General features: G+C 68.7%; 20 protein-coding genes. 15 read left to right on the top strand and 5 right to left on the bottom strand.

Annotation, left to right across the window (positions count from 1 at the left end; genetic code table 11):
- Positions 1-39: 39 nt before the first annotated feature.
- Positions 40-432, bottom strand: coding sequence for a RidA family protein (locus B0920_RS06335; protein ID WP_078031700.1), 393 nt, complete (start codon positions 430-432; stop codon positions 40-42).
- Between the two features lie 130 nt (positions 433-562).
- On the opposite strand from B0920_RS06335, the gene B0920_RS06330 reads away from it, so the two are divergent.
- Together B0920_RS06330 and B0920_RS06325 are read left to right on the top strand one after the other, a co-directional pair.
- Entirely contained in the window at positions 563-1,489 is a 927-nt protein-coding gene (locus tag B0920_RS06330) for a LysR family transcriptional regulator (protein WP_078031699.1), read from the top strand.
- Between the two features lie 170 nt (positions 1,490-1,659).
- Positions 1,660-2,070 carry an Rrf2 family transcriptional regulator gene (locus B0920_RS06325; RefSeq protein WP_078031698.1) on the top strand — a complete coding sequence of 137 codons (411 nt, stop codon included), beginning with the start codon at positions 1,660-1,662 and terminating at the stop codon, positions 2,068-2,070.
- On the opposite strand, the gene B0920_RS06320 is transcribed toward B0920_RS06325, so the two are convergent.
- Together B0920_RS06320 and B0920_RS06315 are read right to left on the bottom strand one after the other, a co-directional pair.
- Positions 2,057-2,503 (bottom strand): hypothetical protein, encoded by a 447-nt coding sequence (locus B0920_RS06320; protein ID WP_078031697.1) that lies wholly within the window; start codon positions 2,501-2,503, stop codon positions 2,057-2,059. The two genes, B0920_RS06325 and B0920_RS06320, sit on opposite strands and share 14 nt — an antisense overlap.
- A gap of 3 nt (positions 2,504-2,506) precedes the next feature.
- A complete protein-coding gene (locus B0920_RS06315) occupies positions 2,507-3,208 on the bottom strand; it encodes an SDR family oxidoreductase (protein ID WP_078031696.1) in 702 nt (233 codons plus the stop codon).
- 572 nt (positions 3,209-3,780) lie between these two features.
- On the opposite strand from B0920_RS06315, the gene B0920_RS06310 reads away from it, so the two are divergent.
- Positions 3,781-4,692 (top strand): LysR family transcriptional regulator, encoded by a 912-nt coding sequence (locus tag B0920_RS06310; RefSeq protein WP_078031695.1) that lies wholly within the window; start codon positions 3,781-3,783, stop codon positions 4,690-4,692.
- Here the strand turns inward: B0920_RS06310 and B0920_RS06305 are convergent.
- Positions 4,667-5,455, bottom strand: a complete 789-nt coding sequence (locus B0920_RS06305; protein WP_078031694.1) for an alpha/beta fold hydrolase — start codon at positions 5,453-5,455, stop codon at positions 4,667-4,669. The genes B0920_RS06310 and B0920_RS06305 overlap by 26 nt on opposite strands.
- Before the next feature lie 219 nt (positions 5,456-5,674).
- Here B0920_RS06305 and B0920_RS06300 point away from each other — a divergent pair, with 219 nt between their 5' ends.
- Both B0920_RS06300 and B0920_RS06295 read left to right on the top strand, forming a co-directional pair.
- Complete coding sequence (locus tag B0920_RS06300) at positions 5,675-6,001, top strand: carboxymuconolactone decarboxylase family protein (protein ID WP_078031693.1); 327 nt, start codon at positions 5,675-5,677, stop codon at positions 5,999-6,001.
- A gap of 514 nt (positions 6,002-6,515) precedes the next feature.
- Entirely contained in the window at positions 6,516-7,466 is a 951-nt protein-coding gene (locus B0920_RS06295) for a LysR family transcriptional regulator (protein ID WP_078031692.1), read from the top strand.
- A 72-nt stretch (positions 7,467-7,538) separates the two neighbouring features.
- Here the strand turns inward: B0920_RS06295 and B0920_RS06290 are convergent, their stop codons facing one another.
- Positions 7,539-8,153, bottom strand: coding sequence for an RNA polymerase sigma factor (locus tag B0920_RS06290; protein ID WP_179119104.1), 615 nt, complete (start codon positions 8,151-8,153; stop codon positions 7,539-7,541).
- 244 nt (positions 8,154-8,397) lie between these two features.
- On the opposite strand from B0920_RS06290, the gene B0920_RS06285 reads away from it, so the two are divergent.
- The 10 genes from B0920_RS06285 to tssG all read left to right on the top strand — a co-directional run bounded on the left by B0920_RS06285 (position 8,398) and on the right by tssG (position 17,788).
- Positions 8,398-9,003 (top strand): RNA polymerase sigma factor, encoded by a 606-nt coding sequence (locus tag B0920_RS06285; RefSeq protein WP_078031690.1) that lies wholly within the window; start codon positions 8,398-8,400, stop codon positions 9,001-9,003.
- Complete coding sequence (locus B0920_RS06280) at positions 9,000-9,716, top strand: anti-sigma factor domain-containing protein (RefSeq protein ID WP_078031689.1); 717 nt, start codon at positions 9,000-9,002, stop codon at positions 9,714-9,716. Before B0920_RS06285 ends, B0920_RS06280 begins: the two co-directional genes overlap by 4 nt.
- Positions 9,698-10,561: a PP2C family serine/threonine-protein phosphatase gene (locus B0920_RS06275; protein ID WP_218669343.1), complete on the top strand. Its 864-nt coding sequence runs from the start codon at positions 9,698-9,700 to the stop codon at positions 10,559-10,561. The genes B0920_RS06280 and B0920_RS06275 overlap by 19 nt, the downstream gene beginning before the upstream one ends.
- 53 nt (positions 10,562-10,614) lie before the next feature.
- Complete coding sequence (tssA, locus tag B0920_RS06270) at positions 10,615-11,655, top strand: type VI secretion system protein TssA (protein WP_078031687.1); 1,041 nt, start codon at positions 10,615-10,617, stop codon at positions 11,653-11,655.
- Between the two features lie 74 nt (positions 11,656-11,729).
- Positions 11,730-12,269 carry a type VI secretion system contractile sheath small subunit gene (tssB, locus tag B0920_RS06265; protein ID WP_078031686.1) on the top strand — a complete coding sequence of 180 codons (540 nt, stop codon included), beginning with the start codon at positions 11,730-11,732 and terminating at the stop codon, positions 12,267-12,269.
- Between the two features lie 14 nt (positions 12,270-12,283).
- Complete coding sequence (gene tssC / locus B0920_RS06260) at positions 12,284-13,765, top strand: type VI secretion system contractile sheath large subunit (protein ID WP_218669374.1); 1,482 nt, start codon at positions 12,284-12,286, stop codon at positions 13,763-13,765.
- Between the two features lie 46 nt (positions 13,766-13,811).
- Positions 13,812-14,291 (top strand): type VI secretion system tube protein Hcp, encoded by a 480-nt coding sequence (locus B0920_RS06255; protein WP_078031684.1) that lies wholly within the window; start codon positions 13,812-13,814, stop codon positions 14,289-14,291.
- Positions 14,292-14,361: 70 nt separating this feature from the next.
- Positions 14,362-14,877 (top strand): type VI secretion system baseplate subunit TssE, encoded by a 516-nt coding sequence (gene tssE / locus B0920_RS06250; RefSeq protein ID WP_078031683.1) that lies wholly within the window; start codon positions 14,362-14,364, stop codon positions 14,875-14,877.
- Positions 14,874-16,757 (top strand): type VI secretion system baseplate subunit TssF, encoded by a 1,884-nt coding sequence (gene tssF, locus B0920_RS06245; protein ID WP_078031682.1) that lies wholly within the window; start codon positions 14,874-14,876, stop codon positions 16,755-16,757. The genes tssE and tssF overlap by 4 nt, the downstream gene beginning before the upstream one ends.
- Complete coding sequence (tssG, locus tag B0920_RS06240; RefSeq protein WP_218669342.1) at positions 16,742-17,788, top strand: type VI secretion system baseplate subunit TssG; 1,047 nt, start codon at positions 16,742-16,744, stop codon at positions 17,786-17,788. Before tssF ends, tssG begins: the two co-directional genes overlap by 16 nt.
- Positions 17,789-17,790: the final 2 nt, after the last annotated feature.

The following is a 17,790-nucleotide window of genomic DNA, read 5'->3' as shown; positions in this document are numbered from 1 at the left end:
CCGCGCGACTCGGGCGCGCGGGCGAGCGGGGAGGCCGGCTCAGGCGGGCAGCTTGGCGATGACCTTGATTTCGAAGTCGAAGCCGTACAACCAGGTCACGCCCACTGCGGTGGCGTTGGGGTAGGGCGCTTCGCCCCAGAATTCGCGCGCGACTTCCCATGCGGGCTCGAAGTTGTCGGCCGGGTTGACCATGAAGATGGTGACGTCGACCACGTCCTTGAAGCTGCAGCCGGCCGCTTCGAGAATGGCATTGAGGTTGGCGAACGCGCGCTTTACCTGGGCTTCCAGGGTGGGCTCCGGCGTGCCGTCCTCGCGGCTGCCGACCTGGCCGGATACGAACAGGAAGCCGTTGGCGCGCACGGCGGGCGAATAGCGGTTGATGTCATACAGGGCCTGGCGGCCGGGCGGGAAGACGACGTCTCGGACAGTCATGGGGTTCTCCTTGGGTGTGAATGCCGTCAAGGGCATGACGCTACTGTAGTGCCGGCCGCGGCCCCGATAAACCGCCGTTTCGCGCCAACACTATTTGTATAATCCAAACAATCATGGTGAAAGGCGGGGCATGGACAAGTTCGACGCGATGCGGGTGTTCGTCAGGGTGGTGGAGGCCGGGAGCTTCACCAAGGCCGCACAGACCCTGCATATGAGCAGGACCAGCGTCACCCAGCTGGTGCAGCGCCTCGAGGCCGGTCTGCGCGTGAAGCTGCTGCACCGGACCACCCGCAAGGTCAACGTGACCGAGGACGGCGCGGTGTACTACGAGCGCGCCGCGCGCCTGCTGGGCGAACTCGAGGAACTCGAATCCGGCCTGCCGAATGCGGCCGCTTCGCCGTCCGGACAATTGCGCGTGGACGTGCCCAGTCCGCTCGCGTCCATACTGCTGGTGCCGGCCTTGCCCGGCTTTTATGCGCGCTATCCCGACATCCAGCTCGACATGGGCGCCAGCGACCGCATCGTCGACCTGATCGAGGACAAGGTCGATTGCGTGGTGCGCGGTGGCCAGATGAGCGAACAATGGCTGCAGGCGCGCCACGTGGCGGACCTGCCGCTGCGCGTGTATGCGGCCCCGTCCTATCTCGCGGTCCACGGCGTCCCGGCGCACCCGGGCGAACTGGCCGACGCGCGCCACCGCATCGTCTGTTTTCGCGGCTCACGCGCCGGCCAGGGCTTCGCCTACCACCTGCGGCGCGGCGCGGAGCAGGTCAGGCTGGAAGGCAGGCACCTGCTCGCGATCGACGACGGCAACGCTTATCTGGCGGCCGGTCTTGCCGGCCTGGGCGTGCTCTGGCTGCCGGACTACATGGCCCAGCGCCACGAGGAGAAGGGAGAGCTGGTGCGCCTGTTCGCCGACTGGGAGATCGCCCCGATGCCGCTCTACGTGGCCTGGCCGGCCAACCGGCGCGTGAGCAAGAAGCTGCGGGTCTTCATCGACTGGGTGGTCGAGCTGCTGGCGCCCTATGCGCCGCAGGCCGGGCGTCGGATACCGTAAGTCCTGGAGTGGCGCAACCCGGTGTTTCGCGCAACTTGTGGAGTGGCGGAAAGGCGAGGTGTTGTTCGGGCAAGGTATCGGTGGTAAATTCCGATACTTCAATCGTTACAGTATGACCTCGGCGGGATTGCGCAACCCCTGAGGTTACAGAATATTCCTGGAGCCACCCGATGCGAGCCGACTTCCGCCTGTCGCGAATGCTGCATGTCCTGATCCATATCCACGGTCGCGAGAAGGCCGCCAGTTCGGAAGACCTGGCCCTCATGCTCGATACCAACCCGGTGTTGGTGCGCCGGATGATGGCGGGCCTGCGCGAGGCCGGTTACGTGAGCTCGACCGGTGGCCGCAACGGCGGCTGGACCCTGGTCGCCGATCCGGACGAGATCACCGTGCTGGACGTCTACCAGGCGCTGGAAGAACCGGTGCTGTTCGCGATCGGCACCACGGTGGACCATCCCGGCTGCCGCATCGAGGGCGCGATCACCGGGGCGCTCGACCTGGCGCTGGCCTCGGCCGCCGGCAATCTGCTGCGCCAATTCGGCGAGATGAAGCTCTCGGCTTTTCTGCCTAACAAGCAGTAGGCGGCAGCGCTGGCTCGGCCAGCAGGCGCCCGATGGCGCGCCCCAGTTCACTGTCGCTGACGGGACCCGCGTAGCTTGCGGCAATGCGACCGCAAGGTCCGAACAGCATCACGCAGCCTGGGTCCGAGGTCGGAGCGGGGCCGGGCAGGACAGCGAAGGGGAAGTCGATGCCGGCGCAACGCCCTAGCCGCCTGTGCTCCTCCTCCGGAATCCCCTCGAGCCCGGCCGAAACCAGGCCCAGCACGCCGACACTGCTTTCCGGGAAAGCGCGTCGCATCGCGCGCGCCTGTGGCAGGCTGTGTCGCAGGCACAGGCTCGATCCGAGGTTCAGTTCGACCACGACGAACACGCGCCCGCGCAGCCCATCGAACGACAAGGGACCCGCAGCCTCGTGCCATCCAAGTTCCCGTAGATCGACCGCAGGCGTGGGCATCGTTCAGCGCCTGCCGCCGTCAAGACTCAGGCTGACAGCGTTCGCGGCCTGGCAGTTCATCAGGAACAGGCAGCCCTCCACGATATCGCGCATGCGCGGCAACTCGCCCGCGAGTGTCATGCTGCGGCCCATGGAGAGGACGGCTTCGTTACCCGCGCAAAATGGACTGTCCGCGACGACGCCGGGATGAATGGCGTTGCAGCGATGCGGGCTGAGTTCCTGGGCCATGGTCCTCACCAGTCCGTCGATCCCGGTGTTCACCGACGTGATGGTCGTCGAACCGGGGTAGGGGCGGTCTTTCGAAATTCCCCCGAACAGCAGGACCGATGCGCCGGGCGCGAAACGTCCGCGCAGTGCAGCCACGGCCGCGGCGTAGCCCACCATCTTGACCGTGGCAAGCTTGAGGGCGCGTTCGACATCGTAGCCGGCGAGTGATTGATGGTCGCGCTCCACCCCGGCGATCACGAGATGCCGCACGCCTTGGATGCCGGACAGGGCAGCGGGAAGCAGCGCCGGCTGGCCGAGGTCCGCCGCTATGCCGCGCACCGACCCGTGTCCTGCTTCGCGAAGGATGTCATGCGCGGCGTCGGCCGCGCGTGCAGGGTCGCGGCCGGCGATCACCACCGCGTCGCCCCTCCGTGCGCAGGCCAGCGCCAATTCGCGCCCGATGCCGCGGGTCCCGCCGATAATCACGATGTCGTTCATGGTGTTCCTTGTGCTTCGAAAACCGCCATCCTAAGCACGGCGCCGCACGCTGCCCAGTGAGCGGAGTGCAGAACCTTCCTGCAAGAATGCATGTACCCGTGAAGCGAGCCCGGTCCGCGTATCGGGCATGCCCCCTTGTAGTCCGTAGGCCTGCGCCTCGGGTGGTCTGTGACGACCGGAATGTGGCCCCGACTCCATAGCGCCGGCCCCGGCGCGTGCGGCTTGGACAGCGATCGGGCGGCGTCGGACGACGGCGCCCTGCGGAGGGTTCGGCGGGGAACCGGCGCGCGGGACTGCGCCGAATGGCGGGGCGTCGCTCAATTCGTGCTCGAATGCGGCGGGCTGCCAGGGAAGCGTCGGTGGCGGCAGCTCCGCATGAAGGCCTTTCATGGGCGAGCGGCTGATTCGATGCACCGGCGATTGGCACTGCCCAGTGAAAGAGTCAATTGCCCTCCGCGCTGTTTTTTCTGAGGACGCCGCTTCCTACAATCGCTTCGACAAACAAGGAGCATTATTCACTGGACGGCAAGGCCACGCGGGCAGTCCAACGACACCCTGATCTGGAGCAGCTCATGCAAGAAGACCTCGACTGGGGCGATATCCCCTACATCCTGGCGCTGTTCGAAGCGGGAAGCGTCAACGCGGCAGCGGAGCGTCTTGGTGTAGCGGCAACGACGGTGAGTCGCCGGCTGAATGCGGCCGAGCGTCGCGTCGGCACGCGGCTGTTCGTACGTGACCATATGGGGATACGGCCAACCGCGGCCGGGAGCGCCTTCCTGGCTCATGCTGAACTCGCCGCCCGGCACGTTACCGCGATGCTGCGTTCGACGAAGAGATTGTCCGGCAGTGTGAGCGGTCCGGTGCGCGTCAGTGCGATCGACTTCCTGTTCGACCATTGGCTCCTCGAGCGCGTTCCCGATCTGATTGCACGCCATCCTGCGCTCGACCTGGTGCTGGCGGGCGAGAACCGGAATACCTCCTTCACCCGTGGCGAGGCCGATTTCGCCCTCAGGCTCGGCCGACCGGAAAACGACGCGGCGGCTGCCATGCGCAAGCTCGCGGATATCGGATGGTCGGTATTCGGCGGGGAAGGGCTGGGCGGAGCCGTTCCTGATGACTGGGCCAGCTTGCCCTGGCTCAGTTATCACGAGGGTCTGCGCCATCTTCCCGAGATGGAGTGGATTGCGCAACGCGTGCCCGCCGCGCGTTCGCCGCTGCGGCTGGACAGCTTGAGTACGATGATCCAGGCCTGCCGCGCGGGCGCTGGCCTGGCCTTGCTGCCCTGCTTGGTCGAGGGGACACCGGGCCTGGTTCGCCTGTCTCCCCAGGTCGAGGTCAGGCGCGAGCTATGGCTGCTAAGTCACCGGGACGCGGTGACGAGCGTGCGCAACCGTGCGGTCACCGACTGGCTGGTCGAGGCATGCGTACGCAGCCGCGACCGGCTCGAGGGGAGCGACGTCACTTTGCCTGCGCGGCTTGCCTGATCAGTTGTGCGACCGCTGTCGGGTGCGAGCTCATCACGACGTGCGAGGCGCCCTTGATCACCACGGTGCGACGTGATTGGGCCCGTTCCGCCATGAAGGACAGCGAGGCCGGCGGAATATTCTTGTCCGCGCTGCCGTAGATGAAGTAGGAGGGCAGTTGTTTCCAAGCCGCCGCCGCCGTCGCTTCCTTCAGCGCCGCTTCCGCGATCGGGCGCTGGCCGATCGCCATCAGGCGCGCCTTCGCTGGCGTGAGGTCGGCGGCAAACTGCTGGTGGAACTTGTCCTGGTCGATGTAGAAGTCCTTCGTGCCGTCCGCCAGCTGCGCCGGGGCGGCCAGCGCCGCCGGCAGGGTGCTGCCCGGGAAGCGGGTGGTCAGTTCGAGCACGTTCTCGCCGGCGTCGGGCGCGAAGCCGCCCACATAGACGAGGCTTTTGACGTTTTCGTTGCCGAGGGCGGCGGTCGTGATGACGGCGCCCCCGTACGAATGGCCGACCAGCACCACGGAACCCGGAATCGATCTCAGGACGCTGGCAACAGCCTCCGCGTCGTTCTTCACGCCGCGCAGCGGGTTGTAGGCGGCGACCACGCGATAGCCGTCTTTCGTGAGATTGGCGGCAACGCCGTCCCAGCCGGAAGAATCGGCGAATGCGCCGTGCACGAGGACGATGGTGGGCTTGGCGCCGGCCTCGGCGGCGGTAGCGAGGGGGGCGGCCGCGATGCTCAGGAGCGCGGCGGCGACGAGGGTGGTAGCAAGACGGTTCATATGTACTCCAAATCATTAGTGCGTTGACAAATAGTGCGCGATGATTTCGGCGCTTCTGGCACAGCCGGTCCACGCCGGATGTGAAGCGAGTCTATTCCTGGAGAATGAAAGCCGGAACGCGCAAAGGCGCAGTTTGCGACTGCAGAACTGCGGCCCATGGCAGATTGACCGATCGTCAGCGTGTCCTATACTGGGCTGGGGCCCACACAGGAGCTGAAAATGTCGTATGAGCAGATTCCCCAGCACTATTTGACCGAACGCGCGGAGCATACCGAAGTGTTCGCTGCCCTGGAAACGCTGGGACGCGCTGTGGCGGCGGCCGGGCCTGTCGGGCCGAAGGAAGCGCATCTCATCAAGATGGCGGCGGCCATCGCGATCGGCTCGGAGGGATCGACGCATAGCCACGTGCGCCGGGCGCTGGAAGCCGGCGCGACTGCGGAGGAAATCCGGCACGCGATCCTGTTACTCATGTGTACCGTCGGTTATCCCACCGTGTCGCGCGCCTTGAGCTGGGCTGACGACGTGATCCGTCCGCAGCGACCCTGAGCGCGGCCGCAGCGCTGCGCGCGCCGTCGGCATACCTCAGGTCGCGTCGCGGCGCTACCCTAGGTCATCGCGGAACGCGGAGCTTCCTCTCCGAGCTGCCCGCACATCGGCGGGCCGGAACACCTGCGCATGGGCGCCTGCGCTGTCCGTCGCGGCCCTCCTCAGCGCCATCTAGCTGTCGGCGCCGCTTGCGTCCGGTAGGCGCATTTCTCCGTATCTCCGGTTCGGGATCAGGCAAATCGCCCACGGTCCGTGTACCGCATCGGTAAATCGACCGATATGGCGCCGGGTGTCTACTCCCTATACTGATGTCGTCGAGACAATCTCAGGAAGCTGTTTTGTGACTCCCTTGCCCGGGAGTACATAACCTGAGGTTAATAGCGTATTGGCGATTTGCGCTTTTTCTCTGCTCCAAACAACTCTACACTCTAACGCGCTGCAGGGAGTCGGCGTGGACGCCGCAGCACACCGTCCACCGCCCGCGACGGCTTGCAGCGCGACGGATTCGACCATCATGACCAAGCCATTGACACTACAGGACGTACCGACCCGCCTTCGCGGCGCAGATCTGCCCTTGCTGATCGCGCTCGACATCCTGTTGCAAGAATGTAACGTAACGCGGGCGGCCGCCCGTCTTCATGTCAGCCAACCTGCACTCTCGGCCAAGCTGTCGCGCCTGCGCGTACTCTTCGACGATCCCTTGCTGGTGCCGGCCGAGAATGGTCGTGGCCTGGCGCCGTCGCCCTTCGCGCTCAAGCTCCACCGCCGCCTGCAGCCCGCGCTCGGCGCGCTGACCGCCGCGATCCGGCCGGCCGTCGACGACTTCGACCCCGACACCGATGCGCGCACCTTCGGCATCGTCGCCAACAACACGGCGGCGGCGGCCGTCATCCCGGCGCTGTCGGCGCGCCTGCAGGCCCTGGGCAACCGCCAGTTGCGCCTGACCGTCGCCGAGCCGGACGACGCGCGCCTCGGCGGCATGCTGGAACGCGGCGAGGTCGACCTGTGCCTGAGCGCCGCCTGCATGCTGCCGCCGGGGCTCAGCACCAGCCAGCTGGTGGCCTCGCCCTATGTGCTGATCCAGCGCCAGGGGCATCCGCGCGGCGCCGGGCCGGCGACGCTCGATGACTATTGTTCGCTCGACCACGTCAACGTCGCGCGCGACAGCAGCCTGCATGGCTTCCTGGACGAACAGCTGTACCGGCTGGGACGAACGCGCAGCGTCGCGATCGCGGTGCGCGACTTCAGCGCCGTCGGCGCGATCGTCGCCGGCAGCGACCTGGTCTGCACCGTCCCCGCCTTCATGGCGCCCGCGCCGGAATCCGGGGTGGAGGCGTGCGCGCTCGGCTTCCCGCTCCAGGCCTACCAGCTGTGCATGGCCTGGCACCCGGGCGCCGAAGACGAGCCCGGGCTGCGCTGGCTGCGCGGCCAGCTGCTCGAGGCCATGGGCGCCGACGGCGCCTGAGCAGCTTGCGAATGGCCGCATTCAGCGGCCAGCTTTAGTGGGAGTTTCGGCGGCCAGATTCGGCGGCCAGGCCTAGACGGCGGCGCCGGCCGTCACCTTGCGCAAGGGGGCGACGTCGACCGGGTGGTCGAGGTAATGGCGCAGCCGGCTCAGGCCGCGCCGCACCCAGCTCTTCACCGTCCCCAGCGGCACGGCCATGTGCCGCGCCATCTCCATGTGCGTCATCTCCTGTCCGAACGCGAGCGCAAGGCTGTTGCGATGCGCGGGATCGAGCTTGCCCATCGCCTCGCGCAGTCGCAGGCACTGGATCAGGTCGGCGGTCTCGGCCTCGCCGGCATCCTCGGCCGCGCACTCGGCGCGTTCGAACTCATCGTCCCCGGTCCATGCGAGGTCCCCCTCGCGGGCGCTGCGCAGCACGCTGAGCGCCCGGTGGCGCACGATGGCGATCAGCCAGGTCATGGGACTGCCTTCGCCCGGCCGGAACGAGCCGGCATGCAGCCAGATGCTGAGATAGGCGTCCTGCAGCACTTCGTCCGCCACGCTGGGCACGCGCAGCAGGCGCAGGGCGACGTGGTGCAGGTAGCTGTGGGTGAGCCGGTGCAATTCGGTGAAGGCGCGCTCGTCGCCGGCGGCCGCTGCGGTGATAAGGGCCGAAAGCCGGCCGTGTCGGTCAAGTGTGAAATCCATGGCCGGCATCGTGCGACAAACTGCCGGGCAGGGCCAATCGTTTCTGCTTATACAAAACTATCAGGGTTTTGGATGCGATAGCTTGCGCTAATAATCATATAACAGTCGTTTCCATTTTTCAAATAAAGTTTTCCGGCGCGGGAGCACGTCGGGCTGCATCCAGATGCGGCCCCTCGGCGTATCTGGGCTCAAGCAATCGTCGCGCGCACGGCGCGCCAGTCCAACCTATCCCTTAAGCCAGCCCATGCTCACACATACACCCGAGAACCAGCGCCTGGTCGACCTGCTCGCTCGCGTTGCCCACGAGGACCACGAAGCCTTCAAGCAGCTCTACCAGCTCACCAGCGCCCACCTGTACGGGGTCGCCCTGCGCTACCTGCGCTCGCGCTCCACCGCCGACGAGATCCTGCAGGAGGCCTTCATCAATGTCTGGCAGCAGGCCGGCAGTTATGCATCGACCCTGTCCACGCCCATGACCTGGCTCATCAGCGTGGTGCGCAACAAGGCCCTCGACCACCTGCGCAAGTTCAAGAACGAGTCCGAGCACACCGACTCCTACGACGACGGCGAGATCAGCCGCCCGGACGGCATCGCCGAACACGCCGACCCGCATGAGCTGTTCGACGCCGCCACCGAGGCGATCGCCCTGAACCGCTGTGTGGCCCAGCTCGACGCCACCCAGCGCCAGTCGCTCGCGCTGGCCTTCTACAACGGCCTCTCGCACTCGGAGCTGGCCGAGCACCTGCGGGTGCCCCTGGGCACCGCCAAAGCCTGGGTGCGGCGCGGCCTGGAGCGGCTGCGCAAGTGCCTGGAATCCCATCAACAATCGCTGGCCGGGGAGGCGCGATGAACTACGAACGTCCCGAACTGCTGGACAAGCTGGCCGGCGCCTATGTGCTCGGCACCATGGCGGCGCGCGCCCGGCCGCGCTTCGCGCGCCTGCTGGGTCAATCGACCGTGGCCCAGCGCGCGGTGGCCGACTGGAACAACAAGCTGGCGCCGCTGTTCCACGCCGTGGCTCCGGTGACGCCGCCGGACAATGTGTGGACCGCGATCGCGGCGCGCACCCGGCCGCGCCGCCAGGCGGCGGCCACCTCCTGGCGCGAGCGCCTGCTGGCCTGGAGCCGGCCGGCGCTCGGCTTCTGCTTCGGGGTCATCTTCGCAATCGGCGCCGTCAACATGAACGCGCACATGTTCGGCATGCACCACGTCGACCATGCGCTGCCGGCCAGCTACGTCGGCGTGCTGAGCGACGCCCAGGGCCGCACCGTGCTCTCGGCCGGCTCGCACCGCCGCGGCAACACCATGACCCTCAAGCTCCACCAGCCGCTGGCGATCCCGCCCGGCATGGTGGCCCGCCTGTGGGCCCTGCCGGAGGACGGCGTCCCGGTCCCGATCGCCAACGTGCCGGCCAGCGGCAAGATCATGATCACCCTGGCCGCGCCGGCCGAGGAGGTGTTCGCCAAGGTCCCGCGCCTGGCGCTCAGCTACGAGCGCGATCCGGCGGCGGCCGCGCCGACCGCGCCCTTCGTCCTGAGCGGCCCTTGCGTGAAGTTCTGGTGAACATGACGGCGCTCATGGAGGCCCATGGCATCAGCGTGGCGGGCGAGGTCAGGGAGCACAACGAAGACAGCTTCCTGGTCGACCAGCGGCTGGGCCTCGCGGCCGTGGCCGACGGCATGGGCGGCCACGCGGGCGGCGAGATCGCCAGCGCCGCCGCCCTGTCGGCGCTGGCTTCCTTTTTGGGCGCGCACGCCCCCGCGCGCCTCGGGGCGCAAGCGGGCGGCGCTGACCCCGACGCGACCGACGTCGATCCGCGCTGGCACGGCACGGTGCTGCTGCGCCAGGCCGTCGAATGCGCGAACCACCTGGTGTACGAGGAGAACCGCATGCGCGGCCAGGGGGAGGGCAAGGGCATGGGCACCACGCTCACCGGCCTGCGCTTCCTGCCGGAGCTGGACGCCTTCGCGCTTTTCCACGTGGGCGACAGCCGCCTGTACCGCTACCGCGACGGCCGCCTGGTGCAGCTCACCCGCGATCAGACCGCCTACCAGCTCGCGCTGGAGTCGGGCGCCCCCGGCGCTTTGCCGCCGCAGAATCTGCTGCTCCAGGCCATCGGCCCGGCCGCCGCCGTCGCTCCCGACCTCGGCTACCACGAACTGCAGGCGGACGACCTGCTCCTGATCTGCAGCGACGGCCTGCACGGCTGGGTGCCCCACGCCGAGATCGAGGCCCTGCTGGCGCGCGAGCGCGCCCTCGACGCCGCCTGCGCCGGCCTGGTCGAGCTGGCGCGCGCCCACAGCAGCCGCGACAACGTGACCGCGCTGCTGGTGCGCTTTCGCGCCGCGGCTCCCCAAGCCCAGGAATTTATCGCGCCGCCTGCGTCCAATCGCGCATCCCCCACGTAAGTCCTTCCGAACACGCGGGCAAGCACCAGCGCCCGCTTCGCTTTGGAACCGACATGCACCTCACCGACAGCACCGACATCCTTACGCTCGCCGCGCCGCTCGCCGGCGCCGACCCGGCCGGCGAGAACCTGGAGTACGACCCCGATTTCCGCGCCCTGGAGGATGCGGCGCGCGGCAAGCCCGAAGTCCAGTACGGCAGCACCATCACTCCCGCCGAGCCGCCCGACTGGGCGAGGGTGCGCACACTGGCGCTGAACCTGATGGAGCGCAGCCGCGACCTGCGCATCGCCGTGCCCTTCACCCGCGCCTTGCTCGGCTTGACGGGCGTGGCCGGCCTGGCCCAGGGCCTGGCCCTGGTGGCGGCCCTGCTGGCCGAGCGCTGGGACGAGCTGCATCCCCAGCTCGACCCGGAAGACGACATGGACCCGACGCTGAGGGTGAACACCCTGGCGGCCCTGGTGGAGCAGGGCGGCCTGCTGCGCGAACTGCGCGACTCGCCCCTGGTGCAGGTGCGCGCCATCGGCAGCGTCAGCCTGCGCGACATCGAGGCCGCGTCCGAGCAGAAGGAAGGCGAGGAAGGCGAACACGCCCGCTCGGCGCGCGCCGCCATTGACGCCGCATTCGGTGCGGCCGGGGCCGAGGCGCTGGCCGCGCTCGATGCGGCGCTGGCGGCCGCCGGCGCCGCGGTCGAGGCGATCGAAACCACCCTGGCGGCACGGATCGCGGCCGGGGCGGGCCTGGACCTGGCGCCGCTGGCCACGCTGCTGCGCCGCGCCGCGCAGGCGCTCCGGCCCTACCTCGACCTGGCCGCCGCCGCTCCGCAGGCGCAGGAGGACGCGGCCGCGCCGCAGGAAGCAGGACCGGCGCGCTCCCCGGCCAGGGGCGGCGAGATCGCCGGACGCGAGGACGTGCTGCGCCTGCTCGACCGCATTTGCGCCTGGTATGCGCAGCAGGAACCCTCCAGTCCCGTGCCCCTGCTGCTGCAGCGCGCGCGCGGGCTGGTGGACAAGAACTTCACTCAGCTGCTGGAGGAACTCGCTCCGGACGGGCTGAGCCAGCTGGCCCAGGTCAGCGGCGTGCGGCGCGATTCCTAGCGCCGCACGCGACAGCAGGACCCGCCCGGGGAGCCCGGGTAGGTCAACTCTCCCCACATCAACAGGAGTCCAAGGTGGCTAAAGAAAGCAGTCAGAAATTCATCGCGCGCAACCGCGCGCCCCGCGTCCAGATCGAGTACGACGTCGAAGCCTACGGCGCCGAGAAGACCGTGCAGCTGCCCTTCGTGATGGGCGTGTTCTCGGACCTGTCCGGCAAGCCGGCCGAGCCGCTGCCGCCGGTGGCGGAACGCAAGTTCCTCGAAATCGACGTCGACAACTTCGACGACCGCCTCAAGTCGATGAAGCCGCGCGTGGTCAGCAGCGTGCCCAACACCTTGAGCGGCGAGGGCCGGATCGCCCTGGACATGACCTTCGAGAGCATGGACGACTTCACCCCCGGCGCCATCGCACGCAAGGTCGAGCCCCTGCGCAAGCTGCTGGAAGCGCGCAGCCAGCTGTCCAACCTCCTGACCTACATGGACGGCAAGACCGGCGCCGAGGAACTGATCGCGCGCCTGCTGCAGGACCCGGCCCTGATGCAGGCCCTGACTTCCGCGCCGAAGCCCGCCGAGGCCGACGCCGACACCGACACCGCACAACAGCCCCAGGAGTGAGCATGTCCGCCATCATGCAAGAACAGAACGCCCCGCTGGCCGCGCAGGAGAGCGCCACCAGCGACTTCGCCAGCCTGCTGCAGCAGGAATTCAAGCCGCGCACCGACAAGGCGCGCGACGCCGTCGAGAACGCGGTGCGCACCCTGGCCGAGCAGGCCCTGGAGGGGGCGGCCCTGCTGCAGGGCGACGTGCTGGCCACCATCGAAGGCCTGATCGCCCAGCTCGACCGCAAGCTCACCGAGCAGATCAACCACATCCTGCACGACAAGGAATTCCAGGCGGTCGAAAGCGCCTGGCGCGGCCTGCACTACCTGGTCAACAATACCGAGAGCGACGAGACCCTCAAGATCCGGGTGATGAACATCTCGAAGCAGGAGCTGCACAAGACCCTGCGCAAGTACAAGGGCGTGGCCTGGGACCAGAGCCCGGTGTTCAAGAAGCTCTACGAGGAAGAATACGGCCAGTTCGGCGGCGAGCCCTATGGCGCCTTCGTTGCCGACTACTACTTCAACAACAGCGGGCCGGATGTCGAGCTGCTGACCCAGATGGCCCGGGTGGCCGCCGCCGCCCACGCGCCCCTGATCAGCGCCGCCGATCCAAGCGTGATGCTGATGGATTCCTGGCAGGAGCTGGCCAACCCGCGCGACCTGACCAAGCTGTTCCAGACCCCGGAGCACGCCGCCTGGCGTTCCTTCCGCGAGTCCGAGGACTCGCGCTACGTCGGCCTGGCCATGCCGCGCTTCCTGGCGCGCGCCCCCTACGGCGCCAAGACCAACCCGGTCGAGGAATTCGATTTCGAGGAGACCACCAGCGCGCCGCGCGCCGCCGACTATACCTGGGCCAACGCGGCCTATGCGATGGCGGTCAACATCAACCGTTCGTTCAAGCGCTACGGCTGGTGCTCGCAGATCCGCGGCATCGAGTCCGGCGGCATCGTCGAGGACCTGCCCGTGCACACCTTCCCGACCGACGACGGCGGGGTCGACATGACCTGCCCGACCGAGATCGCGATCAGCGACCGGCGCGAGGCCGAGCTGGCCAAGAACGGCTTCATGCCGCTGGTGCACAAGAAGAACAGCGACGTCGCGGCCTTCATCGGCGCCCAGTCCCTGCACAAGCCGGCCGAGTACGACGATCCGGACGCCACCGCCAACGCCAACTTGGCCGCGCGCCTGCCTTACCTGTTCGCGACCTGCCGCTTCGCCCACTACCTGAAGTGCATCGTCCGCGACAAGATCGGCTCGTTCAAGGAGCGCAGCGACATGGAGATCTGGCTCAACAACTGGATCGGCCGCTACGTCGAGCACAACCCGGCCACCGCCACCGAGGCCGACAAGGCGCGCAAGCCTCTGGCCGGCGCCGAAGTCGTGGTCGAGGAAGTCGAGGGCAACCCCGGCTACTACAGCTCCAAGTTCTTCCTGCGCCCGCACTACCAGCTCGAAGGCCTGACCGTGTCGCTGCGCCTGGTTTCCAAACTGCCTTCGGCCAAGGCCTGAAGGCGCCCACCCGTCAATTTCGATCACCACCACCTGAGGACCACCCATGATTCTGCTGAAATTCGCCACCCCGATCAAAGGCACTTCCACCGTCTCGGGCCACGCCGACTGGATCACCATCGATTCGATCCAGATGGGCGTCGGCCGCGCCATCTCGAGCAGCGGCGGCGGCGCCGACCGCGACACCAGCAACCCCTCGTTTTCCGAGATCTCGCTCAGCAAGGCCACCGACATCGCCTCGGCCGACCTGTTCATGCAGGCCGTGTGCGGCAAGGCCCTGGGCAAGGCCGAGATCCACTTCATCCACACCGGCGGCGCCGACAAGAAGGAACAGGTGTTCCTGAAGATGGAGCTGGACGAAGCCATCGTGAGCTCCTACTCGGTGAGCAGCGGCGGCGAGCGCCCGAGCGAGACCTTCTCGATCAACTTCACCAAGATCAGCTACCAGTACGACTCCTTCACCGGCGACAAGGTTGTCACCGGCACCGCGAAGAAGTGGGACCTGGAAAAGAACGCGACCTACTAAGGAAGCGAATTTGGCAAATGCGGGCAGAGGCGGGCTATGAACAGCGCACACGGGCACGGGGGAGGGCGGCATGGCTGAACTGCTGAGCAAGGACCGCCTGCAGCCGGCCCTGCTGGACCGGCTCGCCGACGACGACCGCGGCAACCGTTTGGAGTCGCGCGAGCAGCGCGTGCTGTCCCTGCGCGGCCTGCGCCGCGCCGTGCTGCGCGACCTCGGCTGGCTGCTGAACACCACCTGCCTGGCCGCCGTCCAGACGCTCGAGGGCGCGCCCCAGGTGCAGCGCTCGGTGCTCAACTTCGGCCTGCCCGACCTGGCCGGCAAGACCGCCTCCGGCATCGACCGCGGGGCGGTGGCGCGCGCCATCCGCCAGGCGATCTGGGACTTCGAGCCGCGCATCCTGCGCGACAGCCTGGACGTGGTGGTGCTGGGGGCGGGCCAGGCGCGCGACGGCGCCAACCAGCTGGCCTTCGAGATCCGCGGGGAGCTCTGGGGCCAGCCCCTGCCCGAGCGGCTCTACGTGCGCACCGAGCTCGATCTCGAACTGGGCGCGGTGCGCCTCTACGACCTGGACACGGAGGAGAGATGAGCCCGGAACTGCTGCGCTACTACGAGGCCGAACTGCAATACCTGCGCGAGATGGGTGGCGAGTTCGCGCGCGCCTTCCCCAAGATCGCCGGCCGCCTGGGCCTCGAAACCCAGGCCTGCGCCGACCCCTATGTGGAACGCCTGCTCGAAGGCGTGAGCTTCCTGGCCGCCAGGGTGCAGCTCAAGGTCGACGCCGAATTCCCCCGTTTCACCAACCACCTGCTGGAGCTGGTCTATCCCCAGTACCTGGCGCCGACGCCGGCGATGGCGGTGGTGCAGATGCAGCCCGACATGGACGAGGGCAGCCTGGCCCAGGGCTATACCCTGGCGCGCGGCAGCACCCTGCACGGCATGCTGGGCAAGGGCGACCAGACCGCCTGCGAATTCCGCACCGCCCACGAGGTGACCCTGTGGCCGGTGGCGCTGACCCAGGCCCGCTATGCGGCCTGCGGCAGCCAGCTGGACGGCGTCGACCTGGGGCGACTGGGGCCGGTGAAGGCGGCCCTGCGCCTGCGCCTGCGCTGTGGCGCCGGCCTGTCCTTCGCCGAACTGGCCCTGGACCGGCTGCCCCTGTTCCTGCGCGGCAGCGAAACCACCCCCGTGCGCATGCTGGAGCAGCTCCTGGCGCGCGCCGCCGGGGTGCTGGTCAAGCCGGTCGGCGACGCCGCCTGGCACAGTTTCCTGCCGGCCGCCAGCCTGCAGCCCATGGGCAGCGCCGAGGACGAGGCCCTGCTGCCGGCCAGCGCCCGCAGCTTCGAGGGCTACCGCCTGCTGCACGAGTACTTCGCGCTCCCGGAGCGATTCCTGTTCGTGGCGCTGTCCGGGCTCAACCCGGCGCTGCGGCGCTGCGCCGAGGGCGAGATCGAGATCGCGGTGCTGTTCAAGAGCTTCGATCCGCTGCTCGAATCGGCGGTCGACGCCGACTGTTTCGCCCTCTACTGCAGCCCGGCGATCAACCTGTTTCCCAAGCGCGCCGATCGCATCCACCTGTCCGAGCGCCAGGCCGAGCACCACGTGGTGCCGGACCGCACCCGGCCGATGGATTACGAGGTCTATGCGGTGCGCGAGGTGACCGGCTACGGCAGCGGAGCGGACGCGGTGCAGCGCTTCGATTCCTTCTACCGCGCCAACGACCTGCAGGGCGGGGAGGGGCGCGCCTACTACCAGTTGCGGCGCGAGGCGCGCCTGCTGTCGGAGCGCCAGCGGCGCGAGGGAGCGCGTTCCGGCTACGTCGGCAGCGAGGTTTTCCTGTCGCTGGTGGACGGCCGCCAGGCGCCCTATGACGCCAGTCTGCGCCAGCTCGGCGTCGAGACCTTGTGCACCAACCGCGACCTGGTGCTCGGCATGCCGCTGGGCGCCGGCAAGACCGATTTCACGATCGGCGCCGGGGCCCCGGTGCGCTCGGTGCGCTGCGTCGCCGGCCCGAGCCTGCCGGCGCCCTCGCACGCCCAGGGCGAGACCGCCTGGCGCCTGGTCAGCCACCTCTCGCTCAACTACCTGTCCCTGCTCGACGCCGAGGGTGGCGATGGCGAAGCCGGCGGCGCGAGCGCCCTGCGCGAGATGCTGCGCCTGTATTGCGGTCGCGAGGCCCTGGGCGCCCAGCGCCAGATCGAGGGCCTGCTCTCGGTGCGCGCGGAGGCCGTGGTGCGGCGCCTGGCCTTGCCCGGCCCCGCCAGTTTCGGACGCGGGCTGCGGGTCGATCTGAGTTTCGACGAGGCCGCCTTCGCCGGAAGCGGCGTGTTCGTGCTGGGCATGGTGCTGGAGCAGTTCCTGGCCAAGTACGTGAGCCTGAACAGCTTCACCGAGACCCGGATCCACAGCAGCACACGCGGACTGGTGATGGCCTGGCCGCCACGGATGGGACGATGCGCGACCCTCTAGTCCTCCTGCGCGAGCTCGAGGACACGCCCGCGTCCTTCGATTTCTACGCGGCCCTGCGGCTGGCGGAATGCGCCTGGCCGGAACTGCCGCGCATCGGCCAGGCGCGCCGCCCCCAGGACGAGGCGCTGCGCTTCGGCCAGCAGGCCTCGCTCGCCTTCGAACCGCACATGCTGGCCGCGCTCGAGCGCGGCGGGGAGGGCGCGCAGGCCGACGCCCAGGGGGACATGCCCGCGCCGCGCCTGCTGCTGAACTTCTTCGGCCTGCTCGGCGCCAACGGGCCGATGCCGGTGCACCTGACCGAGCACGTGCGCGAGCGCCTGCGCCACCACGACGACCCGGGCCCGGCGCGCTTCCTCGACATGCTGCAGCACCGCATGATCGGCCTGCTGTACCGCGCCTGGGCCAGCGCCCAGCCGGCGGTGAGCCGCGACCGGCCCGGCGAGGACCGCTTCGCCGCCTATGTCGGCGCGCTGGTCGGGATCGGCATGCCCTCGCTGCGCGAACGCGACGCGGTGCCGGACGCGGCCAAGCTGCACATGGCCGGGCGCCTCGCTCCGCACCAGCGCAGCGCGACCGGCCTGGCCGCGATCCTCGGCGACTTCCTCCAGGCGCCGGTCGAGGTGGAGCAGTTCGCCGGCAGCTGGATGCGCCTTCCGGAGGATGGCCTGTGCCGACTGCGGAGCGGACCGGGCGCCGAACGCCTGGGCCAGGGCACGGTCATGGGGCGCAGCGTCTGGAACGCCCAGCACCGCTTCCGCCTTCTGGTCGGCCCGGTGACGGCCGAGCGAGCGCGCGCGCTGCTGCCGGGCACCCCCGGCATGCGCCAGCTGAGCGACTGGGTGCGTCAATACGCCGGCCTGGCCCTGGACTGGGAGCTCAGGCTGATCGTCACCAGGGAAACCCTGCCGGGGCTGCGCCTCGGCCGCGACACCCGGCTGGGCTGGACCAGCTGGCTCAGCTCCCGCGCGCCGGAAAGCGACGACCGCCAGCTGCGGCTGGCGCCGCGCCGGGCGCGGACTTTTTCGACTTGACA

This window comes from Massilia sp. KIM (assembly GCF_002007115.1).
Lineage (GTDB): Bacteria > Pseudomonadota > Gammaproteobacteria > Burkholderiales > Burkholderiaceae_D > Telluria.
Note: the sequence above shows the minus strand (reverse complement) of the source record. Positions and strands in the feature narration are given on the sequence as shown.